The sequence below is a fragment of the Dyadobacter sp. 3J3 genome (genome assembly GCF_009801115.1).
Lineage (GTDB): Bacteria > Bacteroidota > Bacteroidia > Cytophagales > Spirosomataceae > Dyadobacter.
The window spans coordinates 37,246-57,821 of the sequence record NZ_VTOL01000015.1 but is presented as its reverse complement, the minus strand read 5'-3'; the positions used below and the strand labels follow the sequence as shown (position 1 = coordinate 57,821).

The 20,576-nt window shown below is 40.7% G+C and carries 23 protein-coding genes and 1 riboswitch; of the genes, 21 read left to right on the top strand and 2 right to left on the bottom strand.

Annotated features, from left to right (window positions below; translation table 11 throughout):
- The first annotated feature begins 12 nt into the window (after nt 1-12).
- The 21 genes from FZF08_RS26030 to FZF08_RS25930 all read left to right on the top strand — a co-directional run bounded on the left by FZF08_RS26030 (nt 13) and on the right by FZF08_RS25930 (nt 19,464).
- On the top strand, nt 13-408 hold the full coding sequence (locus FZF08_RS26030; RefSeq protein ID WP_159475799.1) for a DUF5618 family protein: 396 nt from the start codon (nt 13-15) through the stop codon (nt 406-408).
- Nucleotides 409-550: 142 nt separating this feature from the next.
- Entirely contained in the window at nt 551-2,491 is a 1,941-nt protein-coding gene (locus tag FZF08_RS26025) for a magnesium chelatase subunit D family protein (protein ID WP_159475796.1), read from the top strand.
- A gap of 102 nt (nt 2,492-2,593) precedes the next feature.
- Nucleotides 2,594-4,072: a cobyric acid synthase gene (locus tag FZF08_RS26020; protein ID WP_159475793.1), complete on the top strand. Its 1,479-nt coding sequence runs from the start codon at nt 2,594-2,596 to the stop codon at nt 4,070-4,072.
- An 11-nt stretch (nt 4,073-4,083) separates the two neighbouring features.
- A complete protein-coding gene (locus FZF08_RS26015; RefSeq protein WP_159475790.1) occupies nt 4,084-5,100 on the top strand; it encodes a histidinol-phosphate transaminase in 1,017 nt (338 codons plus the stop codon).
- Nucleotides 5,085-6,020 (top strand): adenosylcobinamide-phosphate synthase CbiB, encoded by a 936-nt coding sequence (gene cbiB / locus FZF08_RS26010; protein WP_159475787.1) that lies wholly within the window; start codon nt 5,085-5,087, stop codon nt 6,018-6,020. Before FZF08_RS26015 ends, cbiB begins: the two co-directional genes overlap by 16 nt.
- A gap of 68 nt (nt 6,021-6,088) precedes the next feature.
- Nucleotides 6,089-6,378, top strand: a riboswitch (cobalamin riboswitch).
- A 29-nt stretch (nt 6,379-6,407) separates the two neighbouring features.
- Complete coding sequence (locus FZF08_RS26005) at nt 6,408-7,649, top strand: ABC transporter substrate-binding protein (RefSeq protein ID WP_159475784.1); 1,242 nt, start codon at nt 6,408-6,410, stop codon at nt 7,647-7,649.
- A gap of 71 nt (nt 7,650-7,720) precedes the next feature.
- A complete protein-coding gene (locus FZF08_RS26000) occupies nt 7,721-8,785 on the top strand; it encodes an iron ABC transporter permease (RefSeq protein WP_159475781.1) in 1,065 nt (354 codons plus the stop codon).
- Nucleotides 8,782-9,822 (top strand): ABC transporter ATP-binding protein, encoded by a 1,041-nt coding sequence (locus FZF08_RS25995; protein ID WP_159475778.1) that lies wholly within the window; start codon nt 8,782-8,784, stop codon nt 9,820-9,822. Before FZF08_RS26000 ends, FZF08_RS25995 begins: the two co-directional genes overlap by 4 nt.
- A complete protein-coding gene (locus FZF08_RS25990) occupies nt 9,823-10,407 on the top strand; it encodes a cob(I)yrinic acid a,c-diamide adenosyltransferase (protein ID WP_159475775.1) in 585 nt (194 codons plus the stop codon).
- A complete protein-coding gene (locus tag FZF08_RS25985) occupies nt 10,404-10,910 on the top strand; it encodes a bifunctional adenosylcobinamide kinase/adenosylcobinamide-phosphate guanylyltransferase (protein ID WP_159475772.1) in 507 nt (168 codons plus the stop codon). Before FZF08_RS25990 ends, FZF08_RS25985 begins: the two co-directional genes overlap by 4 nt.
- Nucleotides 10,911-11,044: 134 nt before the next feature.
- Nucleotides 11,045-12,052, top strand: a complete 1,008-nt coding sequence (cobT, locus tag FZF08_RS25980) for a nicotinate-nucleotide--dimethylbenzimidazole phosphoribosyltransferase (RefSeq protein ID WP_159475769.1) — start codon at nt 11,045-11,047, stop codon at nt 12,050-12,052.
- A 137-nt stretch (nt 12,053-12,189) separates the two neighbouring features.
- Complete coding sequence (locus FZF08_RS25975) at nt 12,190-12,591, top strand: hypothetical protein (RefSeq protein WP_159475766.1); 402 nt, start codon at nt 12,190-12,192, stop codon at nt 12,589-12,591.
- Nucleotides 12,592-12,641: 50 nt separating this feature from the next.
- Nucleotides 12,642-13,040: a nuclear transport factor 2 family protein gene (locus FZF08_RS25970; protein WP_159475763.1), complete on the top strand. Its 399-nt coding sequence runs from the start codon at nt 12,642-12,644 to the stop codon at nt 13,038-13,040.
- Between the two features lie 137 nt (nt 13,041-13,177).
- Nucleotides 13,178-13,771 (top strand): GNAT family N-acetyltransferase, encoded by a 594-nt coding sequence (locus FZF08_RS25965; protein WP_159475760.1) that lies wholly within the window; start codon nt 13,178-13,180, stop codon nt 13,769-13,771.
- Nucleotides 13,772-13,938: 167 nt separating this feature from the next.
- The gene (locus tag FZF08_RS25960; RefSeq protein ID WP_159475757.1) at nt 13,939-14,832 is read left to right on the top strand and encodes a carbon-nitrogen hydrolase family protein; all 894 of its coding nucleotides are present in this window, start codon (nt 13,939-13,941) and stop codon (nt 14,830-14,832) included.
- A gap of 24 nt (nt 14,833-14,856) precedes the next feature.
- Entirely contained in the window at nt 14,857-15,648 is a 792-nt protein-coding gene (locus FZF08_RS25955) for an adenosylcobinamide-GDP ribazoletransferase (RefSeq protein ID WP_159475754.1), read from the top strand.
- Nucleotides 15,633-16,175 (top strand): alpha-ribazole phosphatase, encoded by a 543-nt coding sequence (cobC, locus tag FZF08_RS25950; protein WP_159475751.1) that lies wholly within the window; start codon nt 15,633-15,635, stop codon nt 16,173-16,175. Before FZF08_RS25955 ends, cobC begins: the two co-directional genes overlap by 16 nt.
- Nucleotides 16,176-16,258: 83 nt before the next feature.
- Nucleotides 16,259-16,612 (top strand): hypothetical protein, encoded by a 354-nt coding sequence (locus tag FZF08_RS25945; protein ID WP_159475748.1) that lies wholly within the window; start codon nt 16,259-16,261, stop codon nt 16,610-16,612.
- 50 nt (nt 16,613-16,662) lie between these two features.
- Nucleotides 16,663-17,763, top strand: a complete 1,101-nt coding sequence (locus FZF08_RS25940; RefSeq protein ID WP_159475745.1) for an FAD-binding domain-containing protein — start codon at nt 16,663-16,665, stop codon at nt 17,761-17,763.
- Nucleotides 17,764-17,837: 74 nt separating this feature from the next.
- Entirely contained in the window at nt 17,838-17,987 is a 150-nt protein-coding gene (locus FZF08_RS25935) for a DUF2256 domain-containing protein (RefSeq protein WP_159475742.1), read from the top strand.
- The gene (locus FZF08_RS25930; protein WP_159475739.1) at nt 17,974-19,464 is read left to right on the top strand and encodes a cryptochrome/photolyase family protein; all 1,491 of its coding nucleotides are present in this window, start codon (nt 17,974-17,976) and stop codon (nt 19,462-19,464) included. The genes FZF08_RS25935 and FZF08_RS25930 overlap by 14 nt, the downstream gene beginning before the upstream one ends.
- Before the next feature lie 19 nt (nt 19,465-19,483).
- Here the strand turns inward: FZF08_RS25930 and FZF08_RS25925 are convergent, their stop codons facing one another.
- On the bottom strand, nt 19,484-20,029 hold the full coding sequence (locus FZF08_RS25925) for a hypothetical protein (protein ID WP_159475736.1): 546 nt from the start codon (nt 20,027-20,029) through the stop codon (nt 19,484-19,486).
- Complete coding sequence (locus FZF08_RS25920; protein ID WP_159475734.1) at nt 19,986-20,471, bottom strand: Panacea domain-containing protein; 486 nt, start codon at nt 20,469-20,471, stop codon at nt 19,986-19,988. The genes FZF08_RS25925 and FZF08_RS25920 overlap by 44 nt, the downstream gene beginning before the upstream one ends.
- Nucleotides 20,472-20,576 lie beyond the last annotated feature (105 nt).

Sequence of the window (20,576 nt, the reverse complement as noted above, 5' to 3'; positions counted from 1 at the left end):
CTTCCTATTGATATGGCCATTCAGAACCAAGACAATGTACTTTCCCCAGCCGAAGAAGCTGCCCGGTATTTGCAGAACGCAAAAGAAATCCTGAGCGAAAAAGCAGGCAAGAAAGATGGATTATATGCTGATATAAAATATGTTAAAATGGCATCCGGAACCGCTTATTCAGCCGCCTTACTGATTCTGGATGAATATTTACAAAAAAAAGAAGGCGTTAAATTTATTAAACCCAAAAGCATTGAAGACTACACCAGCCGGGTGCGAAAATACGATAAGAAGCTTTTGAGACTGCTGGTTAACGTTTACGATGAGCTGCATATAATTGGGTATTATCACGGAACCAAATCGGTTGATACCATTCAGGCAGGTCTAAGTAATGTAACTAAAATGCTTGCCTATATCTGAATTTAAATTTAAACGCAGAGGTACAGGAGTTGACCGCAGAGTTAAATGAGTTTAACTTTGACTATGCGTAACACTGCGTTTGTTTACCTAATTTTACCATTCCCCTAACGACATGGGAAATGTGAAATTAATTTTCTTCTCTATGAAATACCCTTTTGCTGCCTTGGTCGGACAGGAAAAATTAAAACGTGCATTGTTACTATGTGCTATTAACCCGTCGATTGGAGGTTTATTGATCAGAGGAGAAAAAGGCACGGCAAAGAGTACTGCCGCCAGAGGATTGGCTGAAATCATGCCTTTAATTCCTAAAAACGAAATATTTCAACTAACTATTCAAGAGAACGAGTCGCAGGATATTTGTGGAGAATGTCCTGTTGATATAGAAGAAATTCCGGTCCCTTTTGTTAACCTTCCCCTCGGTGCTACCGAAGATCGTGTTTTAGGAAGTCTTGATCTGGAAGGAATTTTGTCAGAAAAAAAGAAAAGGTTACAGCCGGGTTTACTAGCAAATGCGCACCGCGGGATTTTATATATTGATGAAGCAAATCTACTTCCGGATCATCTGGTGGATGTTTTATTGGATGTAGCAGCGATGGGAGTCAATACAATCCAGCGCGATGGACTTTCTGAAAGTCATCCGGCGAAGTTTACGTTGATCGGAACCATGAACCCGGAAGAAGGAAATCTTCGTCCGCAATTTTTGGATAGGTTCGGTTTGATGGTTGATGTCGAAGCGCCACGTGATGTAGCAGAACGCACAGAGGTAGTAAGAAGACGAATTCATTTTGAAAATAATCCGGAAGCTTTTGCTACGCAATGGGCTTCTGGTCAGAAAGAATTGCAGGATAAAGTCAGAGCTGCCCAGCAATTATTACCAACTGTTATTTTGCCTGATGGCTTGCTGACTTTGATCAGCCAGCTTTGCACGGAATTAAATGTAACCAGTTTGCGGGCTGATATTGTGATGTACAAAACAGCGATCACTTTGGCGGCTTTAGATAAACGAACTATGGTTACCGCCGACGACGTGCGTCAGGCCGCGGAATTAGCGCTTATGCACAGACAGCGAAAAAAACCTTTCGAAGGAAATAGCAAAGGTGATAACCGATTGGATGAATTGATGCAACAGGAAAAACCTGAGCAAAAAGATCAGCCACAACAACAAGATCAACCTCAATCAGAAGTGGAGGAAAAGCAAGAAATCGAGAGTGCATTACCTGAGGAAAAAAATTCAAATAATCAGGGATTACCTTCCCCAAAACAAGAACAAATATTTGGTATAACACCTCAAAAAGAAGCGTCTAACTTTAAAGTTGACTTAAATCCTGTTTCCCATCAAATGCCGGAAGGCCGGAGAAGTCATGCCATTCATACCAATCGCGGGTCGGAACTGAGAGCAATTCCTGATCAGTCTCCAACCGATATTTCGATGATGGCAACGGTGCAATCTGCCTTGATTCGCGATCAGGATGATTTTCAGATAACACGGAATGATCTGCATCAAAAAGTCAGAAAAGGGAAAACCGGAAATTTAATTCTGTTTGTTGTAGACGCGTCGGGATCTATGGCAGCCAGCAGTCGGATGGAAGCGGTGAAAGGAAGTGTTCTGAGTTTGCTTACTGATGCGTATCAAAGAAGAGATATGGTGGGTGTAATTTCCTTCCGTGGTGTGGAAGCTCAACTGCTTTTGGAGCCAACTTACAGCGTTGAGCAGGCTGAACAAGCTATGCAAAATTTGCCAACCGGCGGAAGAACACCATTGCCTCACGCACTGCAACTGGCCATGCAGGTGATCAATAAATTAAATCCGGATAAAGATTTAAAACCGCTTTTGGTCATTCTCAGCGATGGGAAAGCCAATGTGCCGCTTCCGGGCGGGGGCGATGCATGGCAACAAACCTTGCAATTATCAGGTCAATTGTTTCAATCCAATATTCCTGCTTTGGTGCTCGATACTGAAAACGATTATCTTCGTTTTGGAAGAGCAGCAGAAATGGCAAAAGCGATGGGCGCTGAATGTTTATCGCTTGAAGAGCTTTCTTCGGAGAATATTACGGTTACTATTTCCGGGCGAATTTCTTAATCCTTTCACGCAAAGCAAAAAAGATAAAACGCAAAGTGCGCTAAGATTCTTTGCGATCTTTGCCCTTTTCTTATTTGTTTTGCGTGAAAGAAATCTACTTAAATGTCAAATCCCCGCATCCTCACAAAACCTATCATGTTCGTCGGCACGGCCTCGGATGTTGGCAAAAGCGTTATTTGTGCCGGTTTTTGCAGGATTTTTAAGCAGGATGGTTATCATCCGGCGCCGTTCAAAGCACAGAATATGTCTTTAAACAGTTACGTCACACCGGAAGGTTTGGAGCTCGGAAGAGCGCAGGCTGTGCAGGCCGAAGCAGCAGGAATTCCTTGTCATACCGATATGAATCCGGTTTTGTTAAAACCTACAAATGACCAATCTTCACAGGTAATTTTAAATGGAAAACCGGTTGGAAATCAATCGGCTTTTGAATATTTCAAAACAAACGACAGAGCCGAATTATTTTTATCGGTTACACAGGCATACGACAGATTATCTGACCGATATTCGCCAATTGTCATGGAAGGTGCGGGTAGTATTTCTGAGCTAAATTTAAAAAAACGGGATATTACAAATCTGCGGATGGCCCTTCATGCCGGAGCAGCCACTTATCTAATCGGAGATATCGATCGGGGAGGTATTTTTGGAAGTGTTTACGGAACCATCGCTTTGCTGACACCAGAAGAAAAACAGTGTATCAAAGGCATAATCGTGAACAAATTCCGCGGTGATGCGAGACTTTTTGAAGACGGCAAAAAGATGCTGGAAGATTTAACCGGCGTTCCGGTCGTTGGTGTTTTGCCATTTTTCAAAGATATCCACATCGAAGAAGAAGATTCGGTTTCACTTAAAAATAAATTCAATACGACAACCGAAGGAAAGATAAATATTGCGGTCATTTTACTGAAACGACTATCGAATTTCACCGATTTTGACCGTTTGGAAAAAGATCCGTGCGTACATTTATTCTATACCTCGCAACCGCAAGAAATTGCAAAAGCCGATATCATTATCATTCCCGGAAGCAAAAATACCCTTGATGATTTATTGACGATCAAGAATAACGGTGCCGCCGCGGCGATTGTGAAAGCACATAAAAATGGCAAAAAAGTCATTGGGATATGCGGCGGTTATCAAATGATGGGCGAGCTGATTGAAGATCCTGATCATGTGGAAGGTTCTCTGGAATCTATGCCTGGCCTTGGTCTGCTTCCTGTGAAAACAATTTTAAAGCCTGTAAAAACAACATTACAGCAACAGTTTAGCTACCGAAAAAATCCGGAAGTTTGTCTCGGCTATGAAATTCATATGGGCGAAACAAACGCTGATTTCGATTCGCCGGTTACCATTTTATCAAACGGAAAACCAGATGGTTATTTTTTAAATGAAATGTGTTGGGGAAGTTATCTGCATGGAATTTTGGATAATGCGGTAGTGATCGAAGATTTATTAGCTGACTTTTCAACAGAAAAATCAGCCGAAACTTTCAACTATCAGCAATTTAAAGAATTACAATACGACCGGCTGGCAGATCATATCCGTACGCATGTGGATATGGAAATGATTTATAAAAGTCTGGAATAAATAGAAAATCTATGTTACAAGGCCACGGTGACGATTCGTACCGTTATGTCCAAAAAATTATCGCAGATTTCAGTACCAACGTTTGGTTTGGCGGAGAGCCTGCGGGTTTGAAAGACTATATTTTTGAGCAATGGTCAGCGATTAACCGTTATCCGGAGGTAATGGCTGAAAGTTTGAGTGAACTGGCGGCATCTCATCATCACTTAAATCCTGATCAGGTTTTGATAAACAGCGGTACAACCGAAAGTATTTACCTGATCGCACAGGCTTTCTCAGGAAAAAAAACGACAATCGTAACGCCTGCTTTTTCTGAATATGAAGACGCATGTAAACTATATCATCACGATCTAACCTTTTTGCCATGGTCTAAAATCCAGGAATTCCCTACATTATCAACAGATCAGGTTTTCATCTGCAATCCCAATAATCCTACCGGAGCAGTATTTCCTCAACTTGAAAATTGGGTTCAGCAAAATCCTGAAACACTTTTTATTGTTGATGAAGCTTTTATTGATTTCACAGTCCAAGACAGTTCTTCCATTCCTCTAATTAACCAGTATCGAAACCTTTTGGTCATGCATTCGCTAACCAAAGCTTATGCAATTCCGGGATTAAGACTTGGTTATGTGGTCGCTTCGGAAGATTTAATTTTGAAATTGAAAAGTATCAAACAACCGTGGACAGTGAATACAATGGCGCTGCAAGCCGGGAAATTCATTTTTGAAAATTATCATCAAATTCAAATTCCTTTACAGGATTTGTTATCAGAAAAGGAAAGATTTAGCCAAAGACTTGGTCAGAATTCATCATTGAAAATTAATCGAAGTGCCACGCATTTTTTCCTAGCAGAAACACTGAAAGACGATGCCTCAAAACTGAAACAATTTTTGATTAAAAAACACGGACTTCTGATTCGTGATGCCAGCAATTTCAGAGATTTAACAAAACAACATTTCCGTATAGCAACGCTATCGCCCGAAAAAAATAATCTATTAATTGAAGCCCTCGACGAATGGAGAAATTATTAATAATCGCTCCGTTGATTTTCGGCTATATCCTCGATTTAATTGTCGGTGATCCTGATAACTGGCCACATCCCATTCGTGTTTTTGGAAATGCCATTGCAACTGGCGACAAACTTTTAAACAAAAATTCATCGCGATTTTTGAAAGGAATGTTGCTTGCAATCGGTCTATGCCTAATAACGTTTTTCTTTTTTTATTTTTCAAATCAAATACTTTTAAATATTAATTCGTGGCTTTTCATCGCAATAAACAGCATTTGGGTCTGGTATGGATTAGCAAACAACGCGTTGATCACGGAAGGCCGGAATGTGTTTCTGGTTTTAGAAAAAGAAGGTTTGGAAGCTGGCAGAAAACAATTATCACGCATCGTCAGCCGGGATACCTCACGATTAAGCGCACAGCAAATCCGGATAGCAGTTTTTGAAACCATGTCGGAAAACCTCAGCGACGGTGTGATTGCGCCACTATTCTTCTACGCGCTCGGCGGCGTTCCGGCGATGATGGTTTATAAAATGATCAATACACTGGATTCTATGATTGGTTACCGGAGTGATAAATATGAACAGTTTGGAAAATTTTCCGCACGATTGGATGACGTTGCGAACTTCATCCCTGCACGTATTACCGCTTTGCTGATGGTCATTGTAACAGGAAACTATCGGAGTTTACAATTTGTCTTTAAATACGGAAACCAGCATAAAAGTCCAAATTCGGGTTACCCGGAATCCGCTTTGGCAGGCATTATGGATTGTCGTTTTGGCGGTCCGAATGTGTATCATGGAAAGTTGGTAAATAAACCCTTTATTGGAGAAAACGACCGGATAATTGAGCCGGAAGAGATTAGGAAAATAGTATGGATTAACCATAAAACTTGTTTTGTAATGATTTTGATGATCGTTGTTTTTTATTCTCTGACTGCTTAGTTATTCTTTCATTTGTAAATGCCAGGTTAGAATTATTTCAAAAATCAAAAACCCGACGCAAATCTTAGTAGTTTTGCACGCATCAGGGTAGTAATCCGGTTTTGCAAAAAATCCGGATACTTTAAAAGGGAATACCGGTGAAAGTCCGGAACAGTCTCCGCTGCTGTAAGTTCACAAAAACATTCATGACAAAAAGCCACTGGGGGCAATGATTGAATTTTGAATGATAGACTGAGTGAATAATGAACACTTGCAAAACATTCTCTCATTCCAACATTCTTTCATTCAAAATTAACTCCGGGAAGGCGTCATAGAAATGGAACGAGTCAGAAGACCTGCCTTTTCACTTAACACGCAAAGCTTTCGGAAGAAAGGCTTGCAGCACAAATGACACAAAAACAGAAAACCTCCGTTCAGGAAGTTCGCTATCACTATGCGTGGCTTTCCAATTTTAGTAAAACTGCTGGTTTCGCAGCTTTATTTTTCACAGCAGTACTTTTTTTTACAGGCTGCGGCACCTCCTCAAACCTAACTGAAAGCGCAGAAACGGCTTCTTCCGGGAAAGATTATTTTTCCGAAAAAATCCAGATTCATCATGCCAAAGGCTTCACGATTGAATACCATGAAAACTATAAGGTAATCAATGTATTAAGTCCATTCGAAAAAAGCACGGATACGGCCAAATATGTACTACTTCAACGAGGCACTAAAAAACCTAAAGGATATCCAAACAGTCAGTTTATTGAAATTCCAATCCGGAGTCTGGTCGCGATGTCGTCCATGCATGTCGGTTTAGTCGGGCTTTTAGGTGAAGAAAAAATTGTAACCGGACTTGGCAATCTGAAATACGTTTCCAATCCCGGGATTATCAAACAAATCGAGGCAGGCAAAATCGCCGAAGTAGGAAAAGATCAGGGATTGAATGAAGAAAAACTGATTACGATGCATCCTGATCTGATCATGACAACGGGCAGTCCGGTTTCTAAAATGGAACGTTATACCACTTTGAACGCGGCAGGAATTCCTGTTTTGATTAATTCTGAATGGGTGGAAACAACACCTCTGGGTCGTGCGGAATGGGTTAAACTTTTAGCCGCCCTGCTAAACCGTGAAGATTTTGTCAATAAGAAATTTGCCAAAATGGAGGAGGAATACAAACGTCTTGCGGTTTTATCTCAAAAAGTAAAATCCAAACCGAGTATCATCACCGGTATGAATTCCAAAGACTCCTGGTTTGTTCCAAATGGGAATAGTTATATGGCTCAGTTTTTCCGCGATTCTGGCGCCGATTATCATTGGAATAATACCAAAGCAACGGGTAGTTTAGCTTTGAATTTTGAAGCCGTTTACCCGATTGCGCTGACTGCTGATTATTGGTTGAATGTCGGGATCAGTAATTACGACAACAAAAAAGAAATTCTGGCGAAGGATCCGCGTTATACCGATTTCAAAGCCTATAAATCAGGACAGATTTACAGTTACAACAAACGTGTCAATAGTCGCGGCTCGAATGATTATTGGGAATCGGGCGCTGTAAATCCGCAAATTGTTTTGGCAGATCTGATCAAGATCCTGCATCCGGAATTGTTGCCGGAGCATGAGTTGGTTTATTATAAGCAGGTGAATTAGGCTGTCGGTTTTCGGCTATCAGCTTTCGGCTAAGCTCACTCCAACTTTTTGTGTGCTTCAAATACTTCTTTATGCAACTATCTTCTCAATCTTCTGGAAATTCACGGCGACTGATTATTATTGGTTTGTCGGTTTTGGCTGTGCTTTTCTTTTTGCTTGATATTATGCTCGGGTCAGTCAGCATTCCATTTTCAGAAGTTGGGAAAATCGTCCTTTTTGGTGAATCCGATACCACCGCATGGCTATTTATTATCGAAAAAATACGACTACCAAAAGCAATAACCGCTATCCTTGTAGGTTGCGGATTATCTGTCAGCGGACTGCAAATGCAGACATTATTTCGTAATCCATTGGCCGGCCCATCAGAATTGGGCATAACTGCCGGAGCTGGTTTGGGCGTTGCAGCCGTGATGTTAACAAGTGGCAGTACGGCCAGTATTTATGCAATCCGGCAGCTGGGTGTTTCCGGTAGCTGGCTGATTGTGGTCATGGCTTCACTAGGTGCCGCACTGGTTTTGTCTATGGTTTTGCTCATTGCCGGACGGATTAAGGATAATGTCATTTTATTGATCGTCGGAGTCATGGTCGGGACAATCACTGTTTCCATAATCAGTATCTGGCAATATTTCAGTCAACCGGAACAGTTGCAGGAATATATTCTCTGGACCTTTGGCTCGCTGGGCGGGATTGTTCAATATCATTTATACGTACTTTCCGGTGTTGTCATTCTCGGTTTGCTCATCGCTTTTGCTTCCTCCAAAGCATTAAACGCCATGTTATTGGGAGAAAATTATGCGCGAAGTATGGGTCTGACCGTTGGAAAAACACGTTTCATTATCATGGCCAGTACCAGTTTACTCACAGGAAGTATTACTGCTTTTTGCGGCCCGATTGGGTTTGTTGGTATTGCCATTCCACATATCACCCGTGCACTTTTGGGAACCTCCGATCACCGGATTTTAATTCCGTGCTGCTGTCTGGTTGGAACAGTCCTGATGCTTGTTTGCGATATTATTTCTCAGATGCCGGGAACACAGACCGTTTTGCCTATCAATGTTGTAACCTCGTTATTGGGTGCGCCAGTGGTGATTTGGGTTATCGTTAGTCGAAATAATTTACGTTCTTCTTTCTCATGAGCGAAAAGCCAATTTTAACAGCCAGAAATTTGTCCATCGGCTACAAAGCTGGAAAAAAGCTCCCCCGAATCGTTTCAGAATCGCTGAATCTGGATTTGTTTCCAGGACAACTTGTATGTTTATTAGGTCCGAATGGCGCTGGAAAATCCACGCTTATGCGGACACTTTCGGGTTTACAGCCCATGCTTTCGGGAGAAATTCTGATTGATCATGAATCATTAACAAATCTAAAACCCGCTGATCTTGCGCAAAAATTAAGTCTTGTTCTAACAGAACGTATTGATACAGGAAACCTGACTGTAAGCGAACTTGTCGCATTGGGACGAACGCCTTACACAGGTTGGCTGGGATCGTTATCTGATTTGGATCAAGAAAAAATAGACTGGTCGATGGATGCAACTGATACAAAACAATATGCCAATCGCCGTATGAATGAGCTGAGCGATGGTGAGCGGCAAAAAGTGATGCTCGCAAGGGCATTGTCGCAGGATACCAGATTAATTTTATTGGACGAGCCAACTGCACATCTAGACTTACCAAACCGTGTTGAAATGATGCGATTACTGCACAATCTCGCCCGGCAAACCAATAAGGCAATTTTACTTTCTACGCACGAACTGGATCTCGCGCTGCAAGCGGCGGATAAACTTTGGCTTATGCATCCGGATGGAGAACTCGTTTCCGGTGTACCGGAAGATCTGGTTTTGAACGGAAGTTTTGAAGCGGCTTTTATCAAAAATGGCTTCCATTTTGACCGGAATACCGGCACGTTCACCATTCACAAAGAAGCTTCATCAACCCCTATTTATTTAGCAGGAAAAACCAATCTCGTTTTCTGGACAAAACGTGCGTTGCAACGCGAAGATTTTGTGGTAAGTAACGATCCCGATTTACAGCATAAAATCGAAATAACAGAAAATGAAGTAAATCCTGTCTGGGAATTTCACGACGGATTAACCATAAAAAAACATAACAGTATCAGCGAATTACTTACTGATTTACAAAAGATTAAAAATAATTTTCCAAATCGAATTTAAATGAAAATATATACCAAAAAGGGCGATAAAGGCACGACAGGATTATTTGGTGGAAGTCGCGTTTCAAAAGATGACGTTCGGATTGAATGTATCGGAACATTGGATGAAGCAAACTCTACGATCGGATTGCTTCGTGTTAAACTGGGAAATGATCACGAATGGCAGCCCAATCTTCATAAGATTCAGAAAGATTTAATGGATATGATGTCCCATCTGGCACGTCCTTCGGATGCTAAAAAAGAAAACAAAAATCCGATGCCGGAAGACGGCGCTGAGTTTTGTGAAAACTGGATTGATACACTTGAATCAGAAATGACCTCACCGTCTGACTATTTTTTGCTTCCTGGCGGAAATGAAATATCAGCCTTATGCCACATGGCACGTACGCAAATGCGAAGGGGCGAACGACGCCTTGTTTCTTTAATAAAAACAGATATCGTTCACGAAGCGATTCCTGCTTATATCAACCGTTTATCTGACTTATTTTTCACTTTGGCAAGAGCTGAAATGGACAAAGCGGGAGTCGCTGAGGAGAAATGGCAGTTGTTTTTATACAAACGATTTAAAGCACCGGAAGAAAAATGATCATTTACATCACCGGAGGAGCACGCAGTGGAAAAAGCCGTTTTGCACAGGAAAAAGCTTTGCAGCTCAGCAAATCTCCGGTGTATGTAGCGACGGCACATATCTGGGACGACAATTTTGCTGAACGCGTTCAATTACACAAAAATGAACGCGGACCGGAATGGACAACCTACGAATCGGAGACGAATATTCATAAACTGCCTATCGAAAATCAGGTAGTTGTGATTGACTGCGTAACGCTTTGGTTAACCAATTTATTCGTCGCTTTTGATAATGATATCGACAAATCGCTGACTGCATTTAAAGAAGAAATTGATGCGATTGCAAAACTTTCCGGCACTTTCATTGTCATCTCAAACGAAATTGGAATGGGTGTTCATGCGGAAACAGAAATCGGGAGAAAGTTTACGGATTTGCAGGGTTGGGCAAATCAATATGTGGCTGGCAAGGCCGACGAAGCCATCTTCATGGTATCCGGCTTAGCACTAAATTTAAAAGGGTAGGTTACACAGAGGGCCACAGAGTTAAGGGGAGGAGCACAAAGGTTTTTGCTAACATATAATATTCTCTGTGCCCCTCTTTTTAACTCTGTGGTTCCGCGCGGCGCCCGCTCTGTGTAACCTAAAAATTCAGAACTATGACTTTACAAGAACAGATACAGCATAAGATAAATAATAAAACAAAACCTCTCGGATCACTTGGGAGACTTGAAGAAGCGGCTTTGCAAATTGCTTTGATTCAGGAAACTTTGACACCGGAATTGGTAAGGCCGCATATCGTTGTTTTTGCGGCGAGCCATGGAATTGCCAATGAGGGCGTGAGTGCCTATCCTTCCGAAGTAACTTTTCAGATGGTTTTGAATTTCCTGAATGGCGGTGCAGCAATTAACGTTTTCACCAAACAAAATAACATAGATCTCACCTTGGTTGATGCCGGTGTTGACCATGATTTTGAACCTGATGAAAAACTGATTGATGCCAAAATTAATCACGGCACTAAAAGTTTTTTGAATCAATCTGCTATGACAAAAGAAGAATGTCAACAGGCGATAGAAAAGGGAAAAGAAATTGTAAAAAACATTGCCGCAACAGGCTGCAACGTGATTGGTTTTGGAGAAATGGGTATTGGAAATACTTCCTCTGCGGCGGTGATCATGAGCAAATTACTTAATATCACGATTGAAGACTGCGTTGGAAAAGGGACGGGCGTAAATCCTGATCAATATCAAAACAAGATTAACATTCTTCAAAAAGCAATTTTAAATCATGCAGAAGTTTCATCGGATCCAATGCAGGTTTTACAAACATTTGGCGGTTTTGAAATTGCGATGATGTGTGGGGCTTTTCTTTCAGCGGCAGAAGAGAAAATGGTTTTGATGGTGGATGGCTTTATCGCTTCCGCAGCATTTTTGTGCGCTTTCAAACTAAATTCTGCTATCAAAGATTTCGCTATTTTCTGTCACCAGTCAGAAGAAAAAGGCCATCAACTTTTGCTTGAAAAATTGAATGTCAAACCTTTATTAAACCTGGATATGCGACTGGGTGAAGGAACGGGCTGCGCTGTGGCATTTCCTTTGTTAAAAAGTGCAGTAACATTTTTGAACGAAATGGCCAGCTTCGAAAGCGCAGGAGTGTCTGATAAATGAATTTTGTTGTAATTTCTGAGGTTACACAGAGAACCACGGAGTTCAAAAAGAGGTACACAGAGTTTTTTTGAGATTAAGATAAACTCTGTGTACCTCCCCTTACCTCTGTGGTTCTCCGTGTAACCTACCAAAAAATTATGAAGAAAGTTAAGTATATCATTGCAGCAGTTATCGCCCTTGTAATCGCCTATATCATTTACGACTCCACTTCTCAACCTACCGTCAATGATCTGAAAGGAAATTTTAAGGAAGTTGCACTATATCGTAATCCCAACAACACAGGCCCGATTTTGCGGATTTATGCGGTTACCGTTCAAGGTGAACCTTGGGAGGAAATGCAGAAATATGGCGATTTGATGCCGTATACCAAATATGGAGATACCAAAGTTTTCTTCTTTCAGGAAGGGAAGCCTGCACCAACCTCAATCAAATTGGAGGAACCAAATTTTGATCCTCATTTTCAACAAAACTGTATCGCCAAATATGAAAAAGACGCGAATGGACAAGTTTCTCTGAGCAAAAAACCTTTTAATCCATAAGACGAAACCTATCTTTGTGAAAACGTTTCTGACTAAAATCAATTTCTAAAATGGCTGCATTAGACATCGTAAAGCAATACTATAACGCATTCAACGAGAAAAACTTTGAGGGCATGCTTGCCCTTCTTCATCCGGAAGTTCGCCACGAACCGAATCAGGGTGAAGCCAGAGTTGGTATTGAAAAGTTTACGGAATTCATGAAAATGATGGATGATTCGTACGAAGAAACATTGACCGATATCGTATTTTTCTCAGAACCAACCGACAAAAGAGTTTCTGCCGAGTTTATCGTAAACGGAATTTATAAAAAGGCTGACGAAGGCTTCCCGGAAGCATACGGACAAAAATACGTTATACCTGCCGCTGCATTTCTGGAAGTAACTGATGAAAAAATCAGCAGGGTAACGACTTACTATAATCTGGAACATTGGATAAAACTGGTTTCTTAGGCCGTCAGCTTTCGGCAGTCGGCTGTCAGATTTTGGATAATAAATAGGTTTTATCCATACCATATCCTGTAAACCAAGAAACTCAAAACTGGCCAAAAACTGATTGCCGATAGCTGACAGCCGAAAGCCTAAAACATATGTCTCTCACTTTTATAACCAAACAAGGCTCTTCCATTGCATCTGTTTTTCATGATCTGGCGCAGTTACGGATAGCGGTTTTTCGGGATTTCCCTTATTTGTATGAGGGCACAGAGGAGTATGAAAAAGAGTATCTGAAAATTTATTCTAAATGCGATAGTTCGTTTCTCTTTGCCATCTACGACGAAGAAAAAATGGTTGGTGCCACGACCTGTATCCCTTTGCAGTACGAAACAGAGGATATTCGGGCTCCTTTTGTAGAGGCCGGTTATGATGTAGGAAGTATTTTTTATTTCGGTGAAAGTATCTTGCTAAGTCAGTACCGTGGTTTGGGACTTGGACATCGGTTTTTTGATGCGAGAGAAGAATATGCGGCAAGTTTTGGTACATTCAATACAACTTGTTTTTGTTCCGTTGAAAGAATAAATCATCCTGCCGAACCAGCTAATTTTCGTCCCAATGATGCTTTTTGGATTAAAAGAGGGTACAAAAAAGTACCGGATTTGAAAGCAACGATGGCATGGCCGGATATCGGCGAGAAAATTTCAACCCCAAAAACAATGATATTTTGGATGAGGGAAAGTCGCTTGTGATTGGCTTTTACAGTTAGCTATTAGCAAAAATGGCAAGGTGCAGCGCACTAAAACATTTGTAGAAAAGAGCACCAATTCAAAAGACAAGGTGCAGAGCACTGTAATATTTGTAGCAAAAGAAAATCCATCCACAAGCAAAAGGTGCAGCGCACCGCAATAATTCCCATATGATCATCGCTTCCGCCAATTACCCGATTACCGAACACGCGACGTTTGATGCCTGGCGCGTTCACATTGAACAATGGGTTTTGGATGCCGTCAATCAAAATGCCGGACTGCTGCTTTTCCCGGAATATGGCGCGATGGAATTGGTCAGTATTTTTTCGAGTGAAATCCGAAACGATATCCGCCGCCAGGTCATTGAGCTCGATTCTCTGAAAGATAAATTCTGCTATGTCTTTTCAGAACTGGCTAAAAAATATAACGTCATCATAGTTGCCCCGAGTATTCCGGTGATCGAGGATGAAAGAAATGTAAACCGTGTTTATGTTTTTTCTTCCAAAGGATTGGCCGGTTATCAGGACAAATTTTTCATGACCCGTTTTGAAAATGAAGAATGGGGAATTCAAAGCGGTGTCAAAAACCTGACACTTTTTGAAGCTTCCTGGGGTACTTTTGGTATTCAAATCTGCTATGATATTGAGTTTGCACTCGGTTCGCAATTGTTATGTTCAACCGGCGCTTCCCTTATTTTAGCACCGAGTTGTACAGAAACCATTCGCGGCGCTACGCGCGTACATATCGGAGCGCGGGCGCGGGCGATGGAAAATCAGGCCTATACTATTGTTTCACAAACAGTAGGAAACGCACTCTGGTCGCCGGCGGTGGACATAAATTATGGCTTTTCCGCTTTTTACTCCACACCTGATAACGATATGCCGGAAGATGGAATTATTTCAACTTTGGAACCTCAAAAAGAAGGCTGGCTAATTCAGGAGCTTGATTTTGCGAAATTAAAACCTGTTCGTGATAACGGCCAGGTTTTCAATTTTATGGATCATCAGCATTTGCACATTGGTTTTAAAAATGAAGAGATAAATATCATCCGTAAATCAATATAAATTCCCGGCACTGTATCCAAATGTATGAAGCAGGAACTACGGCTTTTTTTTACGGCACTCCAGTTTTACACCAGACTACCCGTTCCCGCCTGGGTTGGTTATAATCCGGATGATATGAATAAAGCGACGCGGTATCTTCCGCTTATTGGCTGGATTGTCGGATTAAGTTCTGGTATTTTTTTGCTGCTTGGATCTTATCTGACCGACATTTCTACCGGCATCATTCTTTCCATGATTTCGTCCATTTTATTAACCGGCTCTTTCCATGAAGATGGATTTGCCGACGCCTGTGATGGTTTTGGGGGTGGTTGGACCAAGGAAAAAATTCTTGAAATTATGAAAGACAGCCGCCTTGGAACCTACGCCGTTGTCGGGCTTATTCTGTTGCTGGGGTTAAAATTTTCTTTGATAAAAGCTATCATTCCATACATTCAAAATCAACCTTTTCTTGTTTTACTGACGCTGATAAGTGCTCATGCTTTAAGCCGGTTCATGGCTGTGACGATGATTTTCACGCATACATACGTCCGGTTTACCGAAGACAGCAAATCAAAACCTGTTGCAGAAGTTGGAAGCAAAAACACACTTTTCATCGCCGCTATTTTTGCATTAATTCCACTTCTTCTTTTGTGTTTTCTTTTAAATCAACCGGTATTTGTGTTGGTCATTCCTCTCCTATATCTGATCAAAATATTGCTGGCCCGTTACTTCACAAAATGGATCGGTGGGTATACCGGCGATTGTCTGGGTGCAACACAACAGGTTTGTGAAATCGGTTTTTACTTCATCACCGCAATTTTATGGAAATTTATTTAGTCAGGCATACCACACCTTCCCTTTCGCCCGGACTTATTTATGGTCGGCTGGATGTTGCTTTGGAAGATACTTTCTCCGCGGAATTTGAAACTATAAAGACAAAACTTCCCGAAAATCCGGATGCCATTTATTCCAGTCCTTCCACACGTTGTACTGTATTAGCACAAAAACTTAATCCCGTTTTTACAATAGATGACCGACTTACCGAGCTGAATTTTGGCGATTGGGAAGGCGCGACATGGGATACGGTTAATGAATCTGATCTTCAAATCTGGATGGATGATTTTGTAAATGTTGTCGTGCCCGGTGGCGAAAGTATGCGACAAATGTCTGTGAGGGTTTTGGCATTCTGGGCTGAATTGATACAAACTAGCCATAAGGAAACGATTATTGTGACGCATGGTGGCGTTATACGGTTAATTCTTGCACATCTTCGAAACATTGAACTGGCCAACGCTTTTGACATTAAAGTGGCTTATGGAGAAGTTGTTAAGATCAACATTCCTGAGATTTCAATTATTAATTAATTACTGATTTCCCAACATTTCCAACTCCGGGTATAACTTTTTAAGGCAAGTATCAAACTCAACATTTACCTTAAACAACGGATATGGATTCTACTATTGATATTTTAGGTGATCAGGAAGAAACGCTGGGAACGGCTGAGGATTTAAGAGAGGAAATTGCGGTAGAAGTTGTGCAGCATGAGGTAGTGGGCAGTCACGTAAAAATTGAATTTGAAACATCAAAAGGACTTTGTACCGGTTATTATTTCGTCAATGAATTGGGGCACGAAGAGCTAAATATGGAGCCGGATTCTGTTATTATTCTCACCAATTTATTTCCTGACTATTATGGTGCCTATATCAATCCACTTAATAGAGATTGGGTGGATATTGACCTTTCGGTAAAGTATGATGGCTGTCCTGAATATAAAATCTATAACCGGCATGTGGTTTTATAAAAAATTCAATATCCTTGCGTTATTCATATCACGTAAAACAATAGAAGCGGATGTTTTTAACCAACTTTGAAGCCATTCAGCAACTGGTTACAAACATCCAGCCCGCTGATTATGGCAGAACGCGTAACTTTCTTGACGGAGATGTGACGAGGCTATCGCCGTACATTTCACGCGGCGTTATTTCTACCAAATACGTTTTCAGAAGTTTATTAAATCGCGGATATAATCCTCTGGAAATTGAAAGATTAATTCAGGAACTGGCCTGGCGGGATTATTGGCAGCAGATCTGGATTGAAAAAGGAAATCTGATTGACGAAGATTTCAAATCTCCGCAAATGGATGTTGAAAATCGTCAAATTCCAAAAGCCATTATCGAAGGCAAAACAGGAATTGAGGTCGTTGATAAAGCAATTTCTGAATTTTATGAAACCGGATATCTGCACAATCATCTCCGACTATATATTGCCAGTATCACGTGTAATGTTGCGAAAAGTCATTGGAAACTTCCCGCTAAATGGCTGTATTATCATTTGCTAGATGGAGATTGGGCGAGTAATGCGTTAAGCTGGCAATGGGTAGCCGGAACGAACAGCAACAACAAGTATTTTGCGAACCAGGAGAATATCAACAAGTTTTTTTACTCTGACCAAAAAGGTACGTTTCTGGATATTGGGTATGATGCATTTCCGCTTTCACAAATTCCAGAAAGCTTACAGCAACTTGCCACTCCGGCTTTGTTGACTATTTTACCCAATAAACAATCCTTAAAAATAGATTTCCATAAGCCAACATTACTTTATAATTTCTACAATCTGGATCCGCTTTGGAAAAAAGATGTTGATGCCAACCGGATTTTACTACTCGAACCATCTCATTTTGCAAAATATCCGGTTTCCGGAAAAACAATTGATTTCATTTTAGCACTTGGAGAAAATATTGAAAACTTGCAGATTTACACTGGCAATTTTGACGATTTGGTAAAAGAATATCAGCTCAAAAATATCTTGTTCAAAGAACATCCTACAAACAGCCATTACCAGGGAACAGAAGAAAGCCGGGACTGGATGTTTGACGTTAGTGGCTATTATGAGTCATTTTTCAGGTTTTGGAAATTATGCAAAAAGGAAATTTCAACACTGCAAAATCTATAAATTCATGCACCTGACCAAAGAGGACATTCAAATACGGAACGTATCAAACGTTTAAATATCATCAATTCGATTAAATGAAAAAAGAGCATTTGCCCGTAAAAATATGCGTCGTTTGCGGCAGGCCTTTTACCTGGCGAAAAAAATGGGAAAAGGTTTGGGACGAAGTTAAATATTGCAGCGACAAGTGCCGGGGAAATAAAAACAAGCCTCATGCAAGCAATTAACGTTATATTTCCGCACCAGCTTTTTAGAGAAAGTCCGGTTGCTGAAAACGGTTATCCGGTTTATTTGCTGGAAGAATATCTTTTCTTCAAGGAATTTGCTTTTCACAAACAAAAAATCGCTTTTCACAGGGCCACGATGAAATCTTATGCGGCTTATCTCGAATCAAAAAATATTGAAGTTTTTTACATCGAAACTATCGATCCACTTTCCGATATAAGGGAGTTTGTGGCGAGTCTGAAATCAAGGAAAGTTGAAACAATTCATTACATAGATCCCACGGATAACTGGCTTCAGAAACGGCTTGTTTCGTGTGCTGCAAAAGCGGGAATCGAAATGGTATCCTACCCCAACCCATTGTTCCTGAATAGTAAAGAAGATTTGTCGGTATTTTTCAAATTTGAAAAAAAGAAGTTTTTTCAAACTGAATTTTATATTCAGGAGCGAAAAAAACACAAAATTCTGATTAACGAAAAAAATGCACCTTTCGGAGGTTCATGGAGTTATGACGTTGATAACCGAAAAAAATATCCGGCAAAGAAACAGCCGCCGTATATTAATTATCCGGAAACCAATGAATTTTACGAAGAAGCGAAAAACTACGTTACGCAACATTTTAACAACAATCCGGGACATCTGACAAAGTATTCCTTTTATCCCGGAGATCATAAATCCACAGAAAAGTGGTTTCACGAATTTCTTGAAAACCGATTTAAAGAATTCGGTCCCTATGAAGATGCGATTGTGAAAGAAGAAACAGTTTTACATCACAGCATACTTACGCCGATGTTAAATGTTGGACTTATCGCTCCCAGGGAAATTGTCGAAAAAGTCTTAAAATATTCTGAAAAAGAAAATATTCCGCTGAATACAACCGAAGGATTTATCCGGCAAATAATTGGCTGGCGTGAATTTATGCGTGGATATTATGAATGCAAGGGCTCTGTCGCCAGAACCAAAAACTTCTGGAATTTTACCAGAAAAATACCTCAATCTTTCTATGACGGAACAACCGGCATTGAACCTGTTGACCAAACGATCAAAAAAGTATTAGAGCGCGGTTATTGTCACCACATCGAACGTCTGATGGTACTGGGCAATTTTATGCTCTTATGCGAATTTGATCCTGACGAAGTTTATCGGTGGTTTATGGAAATGTTTGTGGATGCTTACGACTGGGTGATGGTGCCCAATGTATACGCCATGAGCCAGTTTGCAGATGGTGGCATGCTTTCTACAAAACCTTACATCAGTGCGAGCAATTACATCATGAAAATGAGCAATTACGAAAAAGGTCCCTGGCAGGAAATCTGGGATGCGCTTTTCTGGCGATTTATGCACATACATCGTGATTTCTTCGAGCGAAATCCGAGGATAGGGATGTTGGTTAAAAGTTATGATAAAATGGAAGCTGAAAAACAGAAAGCGTTATTGAAAACGGCGAATAAATTTTTGAAGTCGCTTGATAAAGCGACGTAGTCGTCACTTTTTGATCAGCTCAGGAATTGGCATCTGGTAACGTATGATTATTTGGAAACGAAGAATTTGGAAATAAATATTTCGTCACTAAAATAAAAAATGCGACAACATTAGCTGTTGTGGTCGTCAGTAAAGTGATGATTACGGTATCTGAAAGATGAAATGAAAACTCAAAAGACTTGGGGCCTTTCAAAAAACCTCCTTCAAACGGATTTAGCAAATAAAAACTACCGACTCCATGGAGCCATACGATGCATACAACTATAAAAAGAAAGGTGGCGACTAATTTGAATATACGGGCTGCATATTTCTTCCGCTCACTGATATCCTGAATTACTCCTTCCAGACGTGCGATCTGAATTTGCAGCGCGACATCTTTTTCCTTGTCCAGATGCCTTACTTCCTGAAGATTCCTAATTTCCTGAAGTAAGGTTTCGGTGGTTACAGAATTCGGTTCACTAAAAAATGTCTCATGTCCAGCGGCTCCCTGAACCATTTGAATTCCGTGTGCTACAATTTGCTCAGGACTCGGTACCGGCGGATTGTTTGATGAGATTTTGCTCAAAGTATTCCTTAATAATTGAGTTAGAAATTACTGTATTTTCTCCTTTTGCATAGGCCTGAGCCCAGGGTGAATTGGCTGCATGTGACCAGTTTGAGAGCGTTATTGCATCAAGATTCTTTGTAATTTCCCAGGTATAATCAATGGTCTCCCTTTCAGTAGAAGACAATAAGTCAGAATTATCAGAATAACCAATATCCTCAGAAACAGGTTTTTCAATAATAGGGCTACTTCCCCATTTTTTATAAAGCTGATATATTGAGGGAATGACCGGACCAAATTTCCATGCAAAAAACGGTTCATTACATAAGATTTCCTGATGCAGGGCTAAATGCAATCCCTGAGCAAAAAAGACCATTTTCTGCAACTTCATTTGTGTAACCGGATCGCCGGCGGAAATTCCCATGTTCACAAATTGTTTTGCTATAATCTCTGCTGATACCATAGTATTAAAAATTTAATACGGCCTTAAATATCAAAGTTCAACGTTTTTAACACGCAAAAAGTATTTCGCAAGCTAAATAGATTAATGAATATTTGAAAGGAAAAG